A 17,787-nucleotide genomic window follows, 5' to 3' on the forward strand; every position below is an offset into this window, starting at 1 on the left:
AGAAATTCCCAAAACCAAGGTAATAACAAATGGCAACACCTAACCAAGAACTTTTTCCGGTTATCTTAATACATGGAATATCAGGATCTAGGCTCATCTCAAAACAAACAGTATATCCAATACTACCGCCACTAACCCCAAGAGTAGAAGAAGAATATCCAATTTGGCTGAATTTATTGATGAGTACAGTGCCAGCACGACCAATACCAAATGACGATGTAGAAATTAACAGCAACCCTGAAAAAGTAACTTTAAAAACACTTGGATGGAATCTACCAGATTCTACAATTTCTTCTAGGACTGTCCCGACGATTACTCCGGCTCCGTGGTGGAAAACACAAATGACATTAGGGGTTGATGGTATAACCGCCTCCAATGACGAGGATAATCATCCTGTAGAGGGATTTAAAGCAATTGAGAGGGTAGCTCCAGACACAGAGCCTGATTTTGACCCTGAGACTGGCAAAGACAATCGATATTTTGCCGCTTTAATTGAGAAGTTAGTAAGACAAGGATATGTGAAGAATGAAAATAATAATCAAGGTAACTTGGTAGCTTTTCCATACGATTGGCGAGTATCACCAAAAGGTCTGAACGAAAAGTATGGCTACTTTAATAAGCTCAAAGATGAAATACAAAAGCAACGCGAATATAACAAAAAACGTGTAGTGATAATAGCTCATAGTATGGGAAATCGAGTTACGCAGTATTTTCTACAGTGGGTTAAAAGTAAAGGGGAGTTAGGGGAACAGTGGATAGATGAAAATATAGAACGATATATAGCAGTTAGTCCACCGTGGCTTGGCGGCCCTTTAGCAATTCGTTTTCTAGGATCAGATGATCCAATAGTATTAGGAAAGGCAGCAATAAAGGATCTTAAATCAGTAATCCAAAGCTATTCGAGTGTTCCTTGGCTATTGCCCATAACAAAAGCGCCAGAGGCATTTTTGAACACTGAACATTTTGCGTTTGTCAAAGAGAAAAGCAAAGATGCATCAAGAATCAATGACTTTCAGCCAAAAATAATCAGAGACATATTAACAGATGGAGGAGCCGAACAAACTACACTGAAATATCAGCAGGAGCATTATCAAGACGATAATTTGATACGTAGTATTGTGGACGGCGACGGGGGTAAGCTGGTAGAGTGCCCACCTGTTCAGAAATTAGATGTTATCTATGCATATGGCACACCTACACATGTCGGTGCATACTACCTTTCTTCTGTAGAAGAGATAGACGGAAAACAAACAAAATCACTGAGAGTAGCAGCAGACCTGAACGACACAGACGGAAACTTTCTTGTAAAAGACGGAATCAGATTTGAAATAGAGGGTAAGACAGAACAACTGATAGATGGATCAACACATTCAGGAGATGGAATAGTTCCATACGGAAGCTTGGCATATCACAAGCATTGGCAGAATAACAAGTCGCTAAAAACCGAAATAGGAGATTACGGTTTTCATCTTAGCGATGCGGCTACATATCCAGGACATGAGGAAATTTTAAAGGTTAACCAAGGTACTAATAAAATCCTGGAGTTGTTAGGGCTAAGTACATTTAAGTTGGTGTAGATATAGCGAGGACTTACGCAAAACTACGCGTGGTAGGGGCAATTCATGAATTGCCCCTACCGTTAAATCAGGGTTTCGGCTATTGTTTGCGTAAGTCCTATGAAATATTCCCAGTCTTTCCTAGCTACCTCTTTTGATAGATTTTTTACTTAAGTGTCTTATCTGTCTTAACTGTACTTGTGTCGCTTTTTTAGCCGTGCTAGGTTACTTGAAATTTGAGATGGATACACAGAAATATGTCTGCAAAAATCATGGAAAGTGTTAATAGAATTACACGACGACTAATGTTAGTAGTCTTAATGTTGGTTGTAAGTGGAATGATGTTCTTATCATCTCCTGCGATCGCTGCTACTATAACAACTGTCAATCGAGAGAATTTTGAAACTGAAGTTTTAAAATCTGACAAGCCTGTTGTTGTAATTTTGGCAAATGATGCCGCATCATTAAATAATGAACTAGTATCAAAAGCTGAAAAATCTTTTGGAGATAAATACAAAATTGTTGTAGGTAAAATCGAAGAGAACGGACAAGCATATTCTGGTATAGCTGGGCCACGCATATATCCGCCACTTCCCGGCGCTGTAATCTTTAAAAATGGCAACATACCAACACCGGGATTTGTTTTTAATGTAAATGATCCTACAAGCTCATTTGAAGACATAAAAGAGACCTTTGAAGATTCACAAGCTTAAGAGGTTGTTTGAAAAGTCCTCTTCTTGGTAGCAAAACGTTCTAGATCCCCCTAAGTCCCCCTTAAAAAGGGGGACTTTGATTCCGGTTCCCCCCTTTTTAAGGGGGGCTAGGGGGGATCAGTTAGTGGCTAAAATCACAGCCAACCACTTTTCAAACAACCTCTAAGTTACCCTGTTCGTGATGCCCAAAAAAAGCCCTCCCCAATCTCGGTAGAAGGGCTTTCTTTTGATAATGCGGTTTTTGGGTACGAACAACAAGCTCAATCCCACAACAATATTGAAGGCAAGTCATTGTTAGCCAGACGCAGCAATTGATAAGCAATTCCAGATATGCCGGGTAAAAAGCCAGGATTAAATACAGAATTGGGTAAGTTGGGGAACAGTTGATAAGCTCCAGTTCGCTTGGCTCTAGCCACAACATTCGTTGCATTCTGGTGAGCAATTTGATGCCAATCAGGACGGGAACAGATTTTTGCACCGACTAACAGCACTTCCGCTCGACCGAAGTTACCACAGCACAAGTGATCGATCGCTTGTAAGCCAAAATTCTGAGTAGTTTGGAGAGCAATTTCAATTTCTTGTTGAATTTCCGGCGTTCCCACGATTCTCAAACTGCCTAAGCGTCCCAAACCAATGCCGGCTGCACCATGACACCACTTATTTGCAAAGTCAGGTTGTCCTGATTGTCCCATTCTACGGAAGTCTGGCCAGTTGGCAGTGGACTGGCAAAAGACGCTACGCTCATACTCGATTCCTGCTAAACCTGCTTCTAAGTACTTGCCCTTCAAGGTGGCGGCATAAAGTCTGAGCAAAGCATAAGAAATGCCTGCGGCTCCATGAGAGAAGCCAGTTAAGGGCTTATCCCAATAAGTATGCCAAGCTTTGGGCCCACCGTTGTGGCTAACTTGACGGTTGATTAAATGTTGTCCACAGGCGATCGCATTTTCTAAAACGGTTACTTCTCCTGTGGCTTGATGCAGGGACAATAACCCTAAAATTGCCCCGGCTGCTCCACTCATAATATCCAAGTGTTCATCGGCAGCAATTAGTTCTGGTGTCATCAAACCGGCTAATACTTGAGCGTCTGGCAACAGCGTTGCATCGTTGAGGAATTGACTAATTTTCACCAGGCTATAGATCATTGATCCTAAACCTGTTGCACCCCCAACACCCATGAAACGAGCCATACGTTCCCAAGTTTCGGGATCGATGGTATGGATTTGGCGACGCAGAGATTGCACTGTCCTCAATGCTAAATCACGGTAACGGGAATCACCAGTTTCTTGACTCAGTGCAGCTAAAAACAAGGCAACTCCAGAGCGTCCGTCAGAGAGACAATTATTCAATACTTGCAGTTGATATCGTTCGGCGCGAGGCACAAAGTCTAGGCCAATCCAGTTAACGCTGCCATCAGGGTCAGAAATGGCTCTGGTTTCCAGTTGAGTGGCGATTTCTTTGGCTTCGGCAATCAATTGTTCTGAATTTAGCAACGGTAACGATTCGCCTTGCCATTGCCCACCTTGGCGGCTGGAAGTGGTTGCAATCTTGGCATCGAAGGAGCCTTGAATAATCGCTACTTGTCGAGCTAAGTCGGTTTCATCTAGAGATTGTAACTGGTTGAGCAAATCTTGGTAACTGGATTGCTTGAAGTAGTTGGGAATGGAAGAAGAACCGTTTAAACTCAGTTCATCAACCACCGCGCTAGCCGTGAAAAAGGGAATATCCAATTGTTCCATTGCTCGGAGTTCTGCGCTTAAAACGGGAAAGGCATTCGGTTTATTTTGAGCAACTAGAAAAGCACGACTGAGAACATCGAGTTGAATGCTGTAATCTACGCCGTGTTTGAGGTAATCGGGTGCTAAAGCTTTTTGAAGGATGATGCCATAGATGCGGGTGTTGCGGAAGATAAAACGCACCTGCTGATTTTGCATAGCAGATAGCAAACTTTGGCGTGAAATTAAGAAATCTTTGTGCGCCATCAAAAAGCGATACATCTGCTCAAATCCAGTGGTGATTTGCATTTGATAATCGTTTGGAGACAGAGCAACTTCACCCAAGAACGGCACATTTTTCCCCATCGGCAAGGTTACAGGCTCAGACAACAGGTGCATATTATCTGTATTAATGTTCTGCCAGCGCGGGACTTTGCGGGGAGATAATCGGGGATCTGTGCTGCCTAATCCGCTAATATCATAAGCGACACTGCGATCGCCACTAAAGTCCCAACGCGGTAAAAGTCCGGTGCGGAGTACGGAATCCCAAAATTGTCGTGTGGCGGTTGTTTCTAAATCTTGGGTAAGCGGTGAGTCTTCAATGAGATTCGGTTCGTGGTGCAACAGCGTTTCCATATCAATCAGCACCAGATGTTCACCATTGGCAATTAAGTTTTCGTAATGGCAATCTGTTCCCCGCAAAGCGTAAAGCACACATAACAACATCCCAGAACGCTGATAAAATCGTTTCGCGGCTGCTTCATCCACACAAGGCAACTGTTCGACATATTCCACCCAACCGTAACCGTTGCGCTCTAACACCTGAATGACTTTAAAATCTAAAAGATTGCTGTGTTGATTGCACCAATCCAAAAATTGGTTAAAGACAACCTCTAATCCTAAATCTTTGGGTTTATAAACAAGTTTAAGTCCAGACTCAAAGGTGAGCAAAATCACCGTTCGTCCGCGCTTGTGTGCATCGGAAATGGATGTTTGAATTTCAACAACTTTGTTTTGATAAAATGGAGCGATCGCTTGATTAAAAGTTCGTTGAATATCTGTCCTATCTGCAACTAAACGTTGGAGAAATTCAGCAGTGAACTCAACCCAAAAATTGACTGCTGTTGCCACTAACCGACCGAGAACGGGATACTTCTGGAAGAACGCCAGCATTCCATCTTCCAAGAGTTGATTGACAAACTTGGTGTAGTGAATGTTATTATTTTCCTTCTCCAGTCCTAGTAAGCCGAGCAAGCTTTGACCAAAGGGACGCACCTGAGAAAATTCAAAATCTAATGTCTTAGTGCAAATTCCTGCTAATCGTTTCAGTAAACCACGTTCTAGAGAACTGTAAGCGTCGTGGGAAAGAATCGATAAGGGAAGACAATCTTGGGTGAATTGACTGTTGCAGCGAGTCAGTAATTGCTGTCTGGCTACCAAGATAGCAGGCAAAAGGATATCTTCAAAGGTAATCGGATTTTGTGAATCTATTGGTAGAAATACTTCGGTTGCAGAATTGAATCCTGTCGCGGTTTGGATGATTTGCTGCAAGGTTTCTGCCCACTCAGGCAAAGGTTGATCGGCAAGTAACTCAATGGCTCCCAATCTGGAACTAACAGTATCGAGGTCTAGCCCTTCCCACAGTAAGCGTTTGTGTAACGTATCCCATTTACCCTCTGCTGCAACTTCGCACCAGCGATGTCTACGACGGTTAATTTCTTGTTCATTTACTTGCTCGACATCAACTGCAAATCTGCTTTCATCAAGGCGTTCCCAGAGAAAGCTAGCATTGGCTGCGATCGCTCTTAAATCGTCTGATGTTTTCTGTTGGGATAAGCGAACAATTTGTTGAACCATAGCTGGATTTCTCATAGTGGGAGTTAAAAGGTAAGTATCAATTCTGGTCTACGTTTTAATAGTTGGCATTAAGAACAATAGCGTTCGTATGAAATAAGTTTTAAATTAAGTACTAATTAGGTAAGTATCTAGGCATAAATAAATTTAAAGTTTGTAGTAAGGACTTTAGGCCTGATAATCCTTGCTCTGAGCGATAAATCGCTCACTACAAATTAGGAGTTTATTTTATATTCAATTATGTCTACCTATCTTAGGCATAATTAAAATAACTTGTGATTATTAATTGAATTAGTTGGGGTACAAGTCCCCAACAAATAAAGACCAAACACTTGACTATTTGGTGTATTATTAGGACTCATATATTATAATTTTTGAACAAATTTAAGATAAAACTGTCTTTTCAGTTTCAGTATGTTTTCAAAAATCAAGTCAGAGTCCTATATTTCACCAAAAATTACGAATTACGAGAGATAGCAGTGTCCGCCACCACAGCCGGCTGTGTGACATAGTTTGGGCACACTATCAGCCATTGCACCGCCACTAACACTGAGTAATTCTTCTTCGCTCAGTTCGTTTGAGTCCACAAAGGTCAGTTCTGACAGCATTTGAGCTACGCTTTCGGCTGTGAAAGTATAACCTTTTTCTGCACTGGCAATTAACAACAGTTTGATGGCTTCTGTTTGGGTAACTGCTGCTTGTATATTCTCGCGTAGTTGGCTATTTTGGAGTAGGCTTTGAATTTGTGACAACATAATTGTATTTTCTCAGAGTTGGTGATATTAATTGTTAATTCAATTCCCTCTTTCTCTTGATTAAAAAAGTAAAGAGAGAACTGTTATGCAGCATCTCTTTCTGCGTTGAACCTCATTACCAAGTATGGAAATTATCCAAATTAAAATATTGGGAAAGTTGGATCTAAAAAGCTGTTTTAGAAAAACAACCTGACCTTGGAGGCTACAATGCCAGAGAGAAAGAGAAGCTACATACCTTTTTTAGCAGTGTCCGCCACCACAGCCCTCTGTATGACATAGCTTAGGCGCACTATCAGCCATCATCCCACCACTAACACTGAGTAATTCTTCTTCACTCAATTCATTGGAATCCACAAAGGTTAATTCTGCCAGCATTTGAGAAATGGCTTCAACTGTGAAGTTATAACCTTTCTCTGCACTAGCGATCGCTAACACTTTAATAGCTTCTGCTTGATTAGCTGCTGCTTTTACTTGCTGTTGTAATTGTGCGTTTTGAAGTAATTCTTTAATTTGGTGTAACATCCGTCTATCCTCCGTTTTTGTTGACTTATCTAAACCGCAGAGATTCTACACTTGTTTTGTGCGGTGTTCTCTGCTCTTCTGATTTGAATTTAGAGAAGAATCGGGGAGAAGTAGGGGAGATAGTTGCAATAGCAGAAAATTTTTTGGCGTTGCTGATTAGATATATAGATATTAGTGTAGAGACGTTGCAATGCAACGTCTCTACAAGGGTTTTGAAATCACGCAAAATTATTTTCATACCTGAATTCAGCAACGCCAATTTTTGGGTGGAAAATAATTGACGACATGGGAACTGGATCTTAGCCCTAACTATGTAACCAGAGCTAGAGCCTCTATAACGACGAGTTGAAAGGATTATGAATCTAATAGGACTTACGTACAGGTAACGGAAAACGAACTACGGAGGACGCAGAGGTCACTGAGGAATGAGAGTTTGAGAGGGTTTTTGCGTAAGTCCTATCTAAAACTAAAGGGCAACCAGTACTTCATTGATTTGCTCTGCTAGTTTCAATGGACGGAAAGGCTTGGCAAAAATAGCAGCGACATCCATATCAGTAAAACTCTCTCGATCTGATTGCTGGAGTTTAGCTGTTAATAAAATTACTGGAATTTTCTTAGTGGCGGGGTTAGCTTTCAGTTGTTGCAGAGTTGCACGCCCATCCATATCAGGCATCATCATATCTAGTAGGATGACATCTGGTTTATGGGTAGCAGCTACCTTCAAAGCTTCCTGCCCAGAACTTGCTGTCAATACATTCCAGCCAGCAGCCATTTCTAATCCCAACTTGGCGATCGCCCGCACATCTTCTTCATCATCAACAATCAAGATATTTCTGTTCATAATGGCACTCTTGCAAAATATATGTGCTGATTTGCTTGATCGCTCTTGAGCTATTCTAAAGCCAGATCGGGGAAAAGTAGGGAGAAATTAAGCTGTTAGAAGCAGTTTATTGCACTGGTAAAGGTAGCAGTACATAAAAAGTGCTACCTTCACCTAAAATGCTTTGAACCCAGATTTTGCCATCATGTTGCTGGATAATATCTCGGCAAATAGCCAGTCCTAAACCTGTTCCTCCTTTGTTGCGCGAGTCGGATGCATCCACCTGCTGAAAGCGCTCGAAAATTATTTGTAATTTATCTTCAGGAATTCCTCGCCCTTGATCTTTGATAGTAATCAAAAGGTATTTGGGTAATAAAGGCTGATTTTCTTTAGGATCAACGCCTTGAGATTCTGAGAGAGTGGCACTTATATACACCGTGTCTCCTGGTTCAGAAAATTTAATAGCGTTGCTCAGTAAATTAGTCAGGGTTTGCAGCAGGCGATCGGGATCTGCCCAAAGTTCAACTTCTACAGGATTTATGATCAATTTGACTTGAAATTGATCTGCCATTGCTTGCATCGCTTCTGTGGCGGTAGTTAGCAAGTCTGCGGCGTTGTACTTCATCTTCCGCGTGAAGATTTTGCCCGATTTCATCCGCTCTAAATCGAGAATATCGTTCACTAAACGAATTAGGCGTTCAGTATTAGTGGTGGCAATGCTTAGAACTTTTTGGCCTTGTTCATTCAGAGTTCCCAGTTGTTCTGAACCCAATAAATCTAATGCTCCCATTGTGGAAGTTAAAGGTGTACGCAATTCATGACTGACTAAAGAGATAAATTCGTTTTCTAGGCGTTTGCGTTCGGTGATGTCATTGGCAATTAATAAAGCACACGGTACTCCAGCTAAGTCAATCAATTCGAGAGATATTAGTATGGTTTTGAGTTCTGCACACTTAGTTGAAAATTCAAATTCTAGATTGTATAGTGACCCAGTTTCTGGTAGAAGTTGAATTGTTTGAGCGATCGCGACTGTGTTTTTACCCAAATTAAGTTCAGTAGCAGTATTGCCAATCACTTCGTCTAGAGAGTAGCCGCTCATCTTCAAGAAACTGGGATTGACATCAATGAAACGAGCATTCGAGACTGTAGCGATCGCGATTGGATTGGGACTAGAGCGAAAAACTTTAGCAAACTTCTCTTCTGCTTTGGCGCGATCGTGAATTTCCTGCTGCAACCGCTCATTTTGGGCTTGGAGTTGTTGTTGCAGCTTCCAAATCGTTAAGTGATTTTCAATTCGAGCTAAAACCTCTTCTAGTTGAAAAGGCTTAGTGATATAGTCCACTCCCCCAACTGCAAAGGCTTTCACCTTATCTAGCACATCACCCAAAGCGCTGATAAAAATTACCGGGATTTTGCGAGTGCGATCGCTTGCCTTCAAATGTTCGCAGACTTCATACCCATTCATCTCAGGCATATTCACATCCAGCAAAATTAGGTCGGGGGGAACTGCATTTGCCCCTCGTAACCCCGTAGAACCCTTAGTTACACTCCGAACTTTATATCCCTGTTCCGTCAACATGGCAGATAAGAGGTTCAGGTTTTCTGGCGTGTCATCAATCACCAGTATGTCTGCTTTGGGAAAGTTAAGCGGCTCTTTAGGCATGGCAATATCGACTTTAGCCAGAATAGGCTACTAATGATTTCTAGAAATTGTAACCTTAGTTCTATATCTTAATAATCGTTTACAAAAGAAATCCCAATTACTCATTTATCTACCCTAGTTCTCCCCGATTAATTTCTAATCTTAAAAGCATCAAATCAAATTAATAGCTCACACCTACCAAATTACACAGTACGGAGTAACTTGTATGCAAAGTTCAACCATGCGTAAACCAATTATTCTTGCACCAGGAGAAGGTAATCAATTCTCAATTCTTGGTGGACAATTTACCACCAAAGCAACTGGTGAAGAAACAAATCAAGCTTGGAAAATTTATGAAATTACAGACACAGAAGAAAATGGGCCACCACTGCACACTCACCCTTGGGAAGAGGCATTTTATATTCTCGAAGGAGAACTAGACATCCAAGTTGGTACAGAAACTATTTTGGCATCAGCCGGCTTTTTTGTTAACATTCCTCACAATGCACCACACGCCTTCAAAATTCGTTCTGCTACCGCTAAATTTCTGGTTTTAATCTCACCTCAAGGCGCGAAAAACTTTTATGAAGAAATGGGTCAAGTCGCAGATAGCCTACCGCCAAACATGGAAAAAGTGCAGCCTGTTTTGAACAAATATGGATTGCAGTTTCTGGCGTGAATCTTTTGTTTGGATGTAGGTCTTACAGCTAGCTGTACGCCCTTACGGGGAAAAGCTATACATAAACACGCAGAATTTGCACTTGTTGATAAATAAATCTATTTCTAGAAAGCAATATGTACTCAATAACAAAATCAAAAGCTGCTCACCTTTTAACTACTAGTGCGTTTAGTTTGGGAATTATCGCTAGCCTTGTTTTTTACCCAAGCGCAAGTCAAGCTGGTAAAAATGATGCTGGAGTACCTGCCGAACTCCAGGGCGAGTGGCGGTATGGTCGAATCTCGTCTATCCAATACCAAGACAGCTACACAGGTCGGCCAGCAGCCCCAAATGGTTCAAGCGATCAATTTCAACTCGCATCTAACGGAAACTACCAGCGAAATCGGCTGCTTCAAATCACCACTTATAACTGTGAATCTAATCTCTTCATAGAGGAAAAAGGCAAAGTTAAGATTGAAGGTCAACGTCTGACTTTCCAACCTAGCGACAGCACATCCAAAGGGCAAATCTGCAATAGCGGGCGCACCTACTCCAGCCGCAATTCGGCAAAGGCTGAGACTTATGAGTGGTCGATTGAGACAAATGAATCCGGGCAGCAAGTTCTATTGCTTGCGACCCCCGACGGCAAGGGTCTAGCTCACTATGGGCGACCTCAATAGATATTGTTTAAAAAGAATGTAGAGACGCGAAAGCGAGTAGCGAAGCCCAGCCCAGTCTAATTTCGCGTCTCTTGCTTTAACCGAACCCTATTGCAATACATCTTGGATTATCCATTTTTTCTCTCCCCTAGTTCTCCCCGATTGCTTTGTAATCTATAAAATATCGAACTGAGGTTATCCCATGATTCACCATATTTCAATTGCTGTTAAAAACCCTAGCCATGTTGCTCAAGTTCTAGCGGAAATCTTAAAAGCACAAGCTGTTCCATTTCCTCCTAACCCTGGAAGCTATATGGTTATACCTTTTGATGAATACGGTACAGCCATTGAACTCTATCCTTTAGGCTCTCAAATTGAACCTGGTGAAAATGATGAAGAATGCGTATTTGTCCGTACTGCAATTACTTCTATGTACACAGATATTCATGCAGCTATTTCTGTACCCATCAGCCAAAAAGAAATTGAACAAATCGGTGTCCGTGAAGATTGGCGTGTAGTGCGCTGTAACCGCGATTCTTTCTTTGATGTGATTGAGTTCTGGGTGGAAAACAGATTAATGATTGAATTGCTAACACCAGAAATGGCATCTCAATATTTGAAATTCGCCACTCAGCAAGAAAATCTGAAATATTTTGTGGCAGAACCTGCTTTAGCAACAACTTGATAAATATCTATCGAACAGAATTCAGGAGTCAGGAGTCATAATTCAGTTGGGTATTCTGTACAACTGGTGGATAGCGTTAGCGAGTATACGTTCGCGCAGCGTCTCGTAGAGAGCGTCGCGTCTTGATTCTGACTCTTGAATTCGTTTATTCAAAGAAGTTGTAGTTACTAAAACTTCTTCGTTAGTAACTCCAGAAGGAGTTGTAGTTACTAAAACTTCTCTGTTAGTAACTCCAGAAGGAGTTATAGTCACTAAAACTTTTTCGTTAGTAACTCCAGAAGGAGTTGTAGTCACTAAAACTTGTTAATTAATAAGTCAAAAAAGAGTTTTGTTAACTAAAACTTCTTTTTAATTTATCATTCAATAACTTTTTATAATTAACAAATTAATTTATTTAATACAAATTTGGTTTTACTTATCAAATATGCGATCGCACAATCAAAGAAAATATTAACAGGCGAAAATTGAGTGTTTGAAACCCACCTCCGTGGGTAAAGCCTCGTTTAGCTGCGGTTTCTAATCGCCCATTTAACGTTAAGTTGACTCAGTTACAATTTTCTTCCGTTACATCAATAATTTCATCAAAGCAGAAACTTCGGACTAAATTTGCCAATTTGTCTGCCAAAGTAGAATGTGTTGGTGGAATTTGCTCAATTAGTTGGAAAATCCTTTCGGCATCGACTTCAACGGCTGCCTGATTAAGTTCTGTTATCCATTGGGCAGGCATAATGGTAATTGCAGAGCGAAGATCCAAAATGGAAAATTGAATATTCTTTAGGTTGTTGTCTGTTGCATCTTCACTGCTTTCTTCTGTACAGATATAGCGCACCTGCAAATATTCAGCTATCTTTTCAAAAATTACCTGCTCACGAAATGGCTTACGAACCAAGTCGTTGCAACCTGCGGCTAAGATACTCGCTTGTTGTTCTTCAAAAGCACTGGCAGTTAAGGCAATAATTACAGTGTGGTGATTTGTATTTGTATTTCTTTCCCTGGCTCTAATCTCTTTAGTTGCATCGTAGCCGTTCATTACAGGCATCCGCATATCCATCCAAATAAGATGAGGCTGCCAAGTTTGCCACATTGCGATCGCTTCTTGTCCATTATTCGCAGCCTTAATTTCAAAGCCAATGCTACCAAGAAGTTGCACAATTAAATCGCGGTTTTCTTTACGGTCATCCACTACCAGAATCCGGTAAGAGGGTTGGCCTGCTGCTAGCTCGATGACACGTCCCTTATTCAACCTTGGTGAAACTTTCAATGCTGCGGCTAAATTTACTTGGATGTCAAAGCTAAAAATAGATCCTTGTCCAGGACTACTAGTTAAGTAAATATCACCACCCAGCAACCGCACAAATTGACGGCTGATTGTCAGTCCTAGTCCAGTTCCTTCCTTGGTTTGGATACCACTTGTTGTCTGAACAAAAGGCTGAAACAAGTTATTCATTTCTTCTGGTGCTATTCCCCGTCCAGTGTCTTCGACTTCAAAGTGAAGGGATGGGGAAGAGGCAGAGGGGCAGAGAGGCAGAGGGGCAGAGGGGCAGAGGGGCAGAGGGGAAAGACTTACTGCAACTTCTCCCCTGCTCCCCTGCTCCCCTGCTCCCCTGCTCCCCTGCTCCCCGCTCCCTAAGCTCACTCGCAACGTTACTCCCCCTGTTTGAGTAAACTTAACGGCGTTACCCAAAAGGTTAATGAGAACTTGGCGGAGTTTCCCCTCATCTGTCTGGATATAACGGGGAAGATTGGGAGCAATTTCAAATCTGAGGAATAATTGCTTTGTTTGTGCCTTTACCTGAAACATTTCTTGTAATGTTTGCAACAGCAGATAAAGATCGAAGTCTTCAGGGGTGAAAATGATTTGTCCAGCCTCAATTTTGGACATTTCGAGGACATCGTTAATCAGGTTGAGCAAGTGTTCGCCACTGCGGTTAATGGTTGCTAAAGATTCACGTTGGTTTGAGTTGAGGCTAGCATCTCGTTCCATTAACTGAGAAAAACCCAGGATGGCATTGAGAGGCGTGCGGAGTTCGTGGCTCATATTAGCGAGGAAAGCACTTTTAGCTTGGTTGGCAGTTTCGGCTGCTTCTTTGGCAATTCTCAGCGCTTCTTCTGCTTGATGTCTGGCTCGACCGATCGCAATTATTTCACCTACCAACTTCAATAGATTAATATCTTCTTGACTCCAGGCTTTACATAAGTGAATCATCGCTGTACCGACAAATCCAACTACTTTGCCAGAATGAAGCATGGGTACAGCAACTACAGACTGAAATGACATCCCCTCAAATAGCTTTCTCTCTGCTGTATCAGGCGGCAGTTCTGCCACAGAAGGGATTTGTATATGGTTGCCACGCAGGATCGGAGTATAGAAATAGGGAAAACTTTCAATAGGCGATCCTTTGGCAACATCGATCAATGGCTCGACATTTTCACCACACCATTCATGAATCAAGTCGAATCGCCTTTGATCTTCGGATAATTCAAAGATGCAACTGTGTTCGGCACTAATAAACTGAGCGATCGCTTGGAGTGTAAAATTAATTGCTGTTTCTAAATTTTGGTCAATAAATTGGCGAGAAATGCTACTGAGTAAACTTTCTGCTTGAGTCCGACGTTGCAGGGCGGCTTCTGCTTGTTTGCGATCGCTAATATCACGCGCTACACCCACAATCTGGAAGTTACCTTGGGCATCTTGTGTGCGGACTGCATTAGAAGTTAGCCAAACCCAGCCCTTAGTGCGATGTTTGGCGCGGTACTCAGTACCAGAAATTCCTTCACCGGTTGCGAAGATAGTTTGGGCGACTTCTTGACATTTTTGCACATCGTCAGGATGAGTAAATAATCCCAAAGAATTACCCTCCATTTCGCTGGGGGCAAATCCGGTAGTATTCAAAATATTAGGGGAAATATAGTTGAAAACCCCATCAGGACTGATCGCGAATAGCACATCATTGACCTTTTCAACGATAGTGCGAAACTTTAACTCGCTTTCTTGTAGGGCTGCTTCTGCTTGTTTGCGTTCTAATTCGGCACCGGCACGGGCTGCAAAGATTTTGATAATCAGTTCCCGTCCCGGATCGTGCTTCATTGGTTTGACATCTATCACTGCTAGATGTCCAATGATTTCCCCAGAGGAACTGGTGAGAGGAACGCCAAAAAAACTTTCGGCATTCATCCTCACTAAATCTGCATCTTCAGGGAAAGCAGCTTGCACTCTTTGGGGGTAGTGGCACATATTGCCTTCCAAGGTATGTTGACAAGGAGTGCCGTGCAAATGGTATTCCAAATTTTCGTTAATCGCCCCGCAAGACCAAAATGCCAAAGTGCGGACTTTAGTTTTCCGCTCATCATCAAACTCAGTGACTAGGGCATATTGAACTTGCAATACTTCAGCCAGGTAACGAACGCAGGAATTGAAGAATTCATTACCTGTTTTTGCTGCTGTACCCTCAACAATTAAGCGTAAAGCCTGTTCTTGTTGTTTGCGATCGCTAATATCTGTAAAAACAGAATCCAAACAGGATTCTTCGGCGTTGAGACGGAGTGACAACAGTAACCAAACAAACGAACCATCAAACCGCTGTAGTGCTACTTCAAAATTACGAACTTCACCGTCTTTTTCTAACTCTGCTAACATCCGCGTGCGATCGCCTGGATTAGCATATAAGTCAGTTGTGAAAAACTTGCCAATCAAGTCAGCAGCAGAGGCAAAACCTAAAATATCGGCACCGCGTTGATTAGCCTCGATAATCAATCCATCTTGTTGCCGAGTGCGGAAAATACCCACTTGAGAATTTTCAAAGATATTGCGGTATTTCATTTCACTACGCCGCAAAGCTTCTTCTGTTTGCTTGCGTTCTGTAATGTCACGCCCTACACCCAAAATAGCAACTGTGCCACTCTCAGAATTAATTGTCGAAGTATTAAAGTTGAACCATCGCCAGTTGCCATTTTTGTGTCTTAATCGCACCTCAATATCAGTCAGTTTTTCTCCAGTGGCAGCCCTTTGTAATGCTGCGGCGCTAGTTGCTAAATCTTCCGGTTTGGTAAACTCCGCCACAGAATGGCCCTCTATTTCCTCTAGGCTGTATCCCATAATTGAGGTAACATTAGGCGAATGATAGGTAAAGATTCCATCTAAGTTAAGGACGAATATCAGGTCATTGGCATTTTCAACGATGCTACGGAACTTTAACTCGCTTTGCTGGAGGGCTGCTTGAGCGCGTTTGCGTTCTGTGGCATCAGTGCCGACTGAAAGAATTTCGATTAAGTTTCCTTGTGCATCTAATATGGGTTTATTTGCCCAGACTATCCAGACGCGATCGCCATTTTTGCATAAGTTCTCATTTTCGTTGAATAGATAGTTTTCTGGGTGTTGACAAATATCAACCATTAATGTCTGTAAGTCACGCCCAGAAGTCTCGGTTTCTGGAACAATTGTGCCGATGACATTATGTCCAATAATTTCATCTAAATCGAAGCCAAAAAGCCTTTGACCGTAGTCATTTAAAAATATAATGTCACCGTTGCCGTCCCAACGTAGAATAATACAGTTGGCTGTTTGCACCAAATCTCGATACTGGACTTCGCTTTGTCGTAAGGCTTCTTCGGTGCGCTTGCGATCGCTAATATCGCGCACCACTGCCAAGATGTGTGGCTTACCGTTGTAAATGCAAGTCGTTCCTTTGACTTCCACATCTATTAAAGTACCATCTTTGCAGATATCAACTGCTTGCCCATAAAATTGCTCACCAGATCGCGTTGTTTCAAGAAACTCTAGAAAAACCGAATGTGAGCTTGGGTGAATATAGACAGATGGATGTAAAGCGAGAAATTCTTCATAAGAATAACCGTGCATTTGATAAGCCGCAGGATTAACTTCAGCGACTTGTTCAGTTTCTATATCAGTAATAAATAGTCCATCATTGATTGCTTCAAAAATAGTGCGATATTGCAACTCACTTTGCCTTAGTGCTTCTTCTGACCTTTGGCGTTGGGTAATATCGCGGAAAGTCCACACTCTGCCAATAATCTGTTCGCCAATGCGCTGAGGACAGGAGTATCGCTCAAATATCCTACCATCTTGTAGTTCTAAGCAATCATAACTAACTACTTCCGGCTGTGAATACAATTCTCGGACTCGTTGCAAAAACGCATCGGGGTCTTTTAGCTGATTTGCCAAATAGGCCAGTCGCTGAGGATGATCTGGTTCTGTCAAAAGTTCTGGTGGAATTGACCACATTTCTAAGAACTTTTGGTTATGAGTAGTAATATTACTTAAACTATCAACTACTAAGATACCGTCTTGAATCGATTCAAAGATAGCGCTTAACAAAGACAAAGAGTTTTCTAAGGCTATTTGAGTTTGTTTGCGTTCGCTCAAATCTCTACCTAAAACCACCAGAGCCTTGCGTCTACCATCCTGGTGAAATAGGGGAGCTTTAATCATATCGACACTGCTGATTGTTCCATCAGGTCGAGGTATAATTTCTTCTACCCGATGCACACATCCCAACTGCCAAGCTTGTTCATCTGTTTGGTTGCAGTTGAGTAAAGCATCGTGATAAAAATTGCTAAATTCTGCCAGTTCGGAATCTGTTTTACCTTGATAATCAACCCCCTGTATCTCTAAAAATTCTAGGTTAGCCTGGTTTGACAGCAACCATTTTCCCTCGCCGTCCTTTAAACAGATAATATCGGGTGTAGCGTTAATTAATGTCTGCAATCGCTCCTCAATCTCTTGCAAGGATTCTTGAGTTTGTTTCGCTAGCGTGATATCCCGAATCACCAGTATTGCACATCGATCGTCAGCCAGTTCGGTACAGCTACCAGAAATTTGTAGTGTTAAAGTTCGCTCACCCTGCTGGTACTGATAATTTGCTGTTTCATACTCCCCATTGAGTATCTGCACATCAGGATAGGCTGGCTGTCCTGCTTGTGATAAGGGTAGCAAGCCAGTTAATTTTGCGCCGCAGATATTGCCGTGGGGTTGATTTACCAGAGATTCAAAATGAGAATTGCACCATTCAATGCGTCGGTCTTCTCCTACCCAGACTACAGCATCAGCGATCGCACCTAATGTTACTTCCATCTTGGTGAGGGTAGCTTGCAATTGCTTCACCTGCTCCAATTGTTTAGCGCTCATCACCCACTCCTTAATGTCTCCTGGTGTAGATAGAACAACTTGGTATAGTGATTGTATCTATAGTTA

Annotated in this window: 12 protein-coding genes; 5 read left to right on the top strand and 7 right to left on the bottom strand. The window is 42.0% G+C overall.

Annotated features, from left to right (window positions below; translation table 11 throughout):
- The first annotated feature begins 29 nt into the window (after window positions 1-29).
- Both FD724_RS10900 and FD724_RS10905 read left to right on the top strand, forming a co-directional pair.
- Complete coding sequence (locus FD724_RS10900) at window positions 30-1,577, top strand: hypothetical protein (RefSeq protein WP_179072642.1); 1,548 nt, start codon at window positions 30-32, stop codon at window positions 1,575-1,577.
- 236 nt (window positions 1,578-1,813) lie between these two features.
- Window positions 1,814-2,269, top strand: coding sequence for a hypothetical protein (locus FD724_RS10905; protein ID WP_179072643.1), 456 nt, complete (start codon window positions 1,814-1,816; stop codon window positions 2,267-2,269).
- Between the two features lie 260 nt (window positions 2,270-2,529).
- On the opposite strand, the gene FD724_RS10910 is transcribed toward FD724_RS10905, so the two are convergent.
- The 5 genes from FD724_RS10910 to FD724_RS10930 form a co-directional block, all read right to left on the bottom strand.
- Window positions 2,530-5,838: a type 2 lanthipeptide synthetase LanM family protein gene (locus tag FD724_RS10910; RefSeq protein WP_256874522.1), complete on the bottom strand. Its 3,309-nt coding sequence runs from the start codon at window positions 5,836-5,838 to the stop codon at window positions 2,530-2,532.
- Between the two features lie 461 nt (window positions 5,839-6,299).
- Window positions 6,300-6,590 (bottom strand): Nif11-like leader peptide family natural product precursor, encoded by a 291-nt coding sequence (locus tag FD724_RS10915; protein ID WP_179072645.1) that lies wholly within the window; start codon window positions 6,588-6,590, stop codon window positions 6,300-6,302.
- 240 nt (window positions 6,591-6,830) lie between these two features.
- Window positions 6,831-7,112, bottom strand: a complete 282-nt coding sequence (locus FD724_RS10920; RefSeq protein WP_179072646.1) for a Nif11-like leader peptide family RiPP precursor — start codon at window positions 7,110-7,112, stop codon at window positions 6,831-6,833.
- A gap of 466 nt (window positions 7,113-7,578) precedes the next feature.
- Window positions 7,579-7,953: a response regulator gene (locus FD724_RS10925; RefSeq protein ID WP_114082561.1), complete on the bottom strand. Its 375-nt coding sequence runs from the start codon at window positions 7,951-7,953 to the stop codon at window positions 7,579-7,581.
- Window positions 7,954-8,059: 106 nt separating this feature from the next.
- On the bottom strand, window positions 8,060-9,595 hold the full coding sequence (locus FD724_RS10930) for an ATP-binding protein (RefSeq protein ID WP_179072647.1): 1,536 nt from the start codon (window positions 9,593-9,595) through the stop codon (window positions 8,060-8,062).
- Between the two features lie 205 nt (window positions 9,596-9,800).
- Between FD724_RS10930 and FD724_RS10935 the strand changes: the two genes are divergently transcribed.
- The 3 genes from FD724_RS10935 to FD724_RS10945 all read left to right on the top strand — a co-directional run bounded on the left by FD724_RS10935 (window position 9,801) and on the right by FD724_RS10945 (window position 11,576).
- On the top strand, window positions 9,801-10,253 hold the full coding sequence (locus FD724_RS10935) for a cupin domain-containing protein (RefSeq protein WP_179072648.1): 453 nt from the start codon (window positions 9,801-9,803) through the stop codon (window positions 10,251-10,253).
- 116 nt (window positions 10,254-10,369) lie between these two features.
- A complete protein-coding gene (locus FD724_RS10940) occupies window positions 10,370-10,912 on the top strand; it encodes a hypothetical protein (RefSeq protein WP_179072649.1) in 543 nt (180 codons plus the stop codon).
- 181 nt (window positions 10,913-11,093) lie between these two features.
- A complete protein-coding gene (locus FD724_RS10945) occupies window positions 11,094-11,576 on the top strand; it encodes a hypothetical protein (RefSeq protein WP_163936003.1) in 483 nt (160 codons plus the stop codon).
- A gap of 42 nt (window positions 11,577-11,618) precedes the next feature.
- Here FD724_RS10945 and FD724_RS10950 read toward each other — a convergent pair whose 3' ends face one another.
- Window positions 11,619-11,870 (bottom strand): hypothetical protein, encoded by a 252-nt coding sequence (locus FD724_RS10950; protein ID WP_179072650.1) that lies wholly within the window; start codon window positions 11,868-11,870, stop codon window positions 11,619-11,621.
- Between the two features lie 250 nt (window positions 11,871-12,120).
- The gene (locus FD724_RS10955; RefSeq protein ID WP_179072651.1) at window positions 12,121-17,721 is read right to left on the bottom strand and encodes a PAS domain S-box protein; all 5,601 of its coding nucleotides are present in this window, start codon (window positions 17,719-17,721) and stop codon (window positions 12,121-12,123) included.
- Window positions 17,722-17,787 lie beyond the last annotated feature (66 nt).

It is taken from the genome of Nostoc sp. C057, assembly GCF_013393925.1.
In the GTDB taxonomy this organism is placed as follows: domain Bacteria; phylum Cyanobacteriota; class Cyanobacteriia; order Cyanobacteriales; family Nostocaceae; genus Nostoc; species Nostoc muscorum_A.

What these genes read in the sequence shown, in the direction of transcription:
- FD724_RS10945 (WP_163936003.1), top strand. Translation starts at nt 11,094, where the DNA reads ATGATTCACCATATTTCAATTGCTGTTAAAAACCCTAGCCATGTTGCT.
- FD724_RS10925 (WP_114082561.1), bottom strand. Translation starts at nt 7,953, where the DNA reads ATGAACAGAAATATCTTGATTGTTGATGATGAAGAAGATGTGCGGGCG.
- FD724_RS10935 (WP_179072648.1), top strand. Translation starts at nt 9,801, where the DNA reads ATGCAAAGTTCAACCATGCGTAAACCAATTATTCTTGCACCAGGAGAA.
- FD724_RS10920 (WP_179072646.1), bottom strand. Translation starts at nt 7,112, where the DNA reads ATGTTACACCAAATTAAAGAATTACTTCAAAACGCACAATTACAACAG.
- FD724_RS10915 (WP_179072645.1), bottom strand. Translation starts at nt 6,590, where the DNA reads ATGTTGTCACAAATTCAAAGCCTACTCCAAAATAGCCAACTACGCGAG.
- FD724_RS10900 (WP_179072642.1), top strand. Translation starts at nt 30, where the DNA reads ATGGCAACACCTAACCAAGAACTTTTTCCGGTTATCTTAATACATGGA.
- FD724_RS10930 (WP_179072647.1), bottom strand. Translation starts at nt 9,595, where the DNA reads ATGCCTAAAGAGCCGCTTAACTTTCCCAAAGCAGACATACTGGTGATT.
- FD724_RS10940 (WP_179072649.1), top strand. Translation starts at nt 10,370, where the DNA reads ATGTACTCAATAACAAAATCAAAAGCTGCTCACCTTTTAACTACTAGT.
- FD724_RS10955 (WP_179072651.1), bottom strand. Translation starts at nt 17,721, where the DNA reads ATGAGCGCTAAACAATTGGAGCAGGTGAAGCAATTGCAAGCTACCCTC.
- FD724_RS10905 (WP_179072643.1), top strand. Translation starts at nt 1,814, where the DNA reads ATGTCTGCAAAAATCATGGAAAGTGTTAATAGAATTACACGACGACTA.
- FD724_RS10910 (WP_256874522.1), bottom strand. Translation starts at nt 5,838, where the DNA reads ATGGTTCAACAAATTGTTCGCTTATCCCAACAGAAAACATCAGACGAT.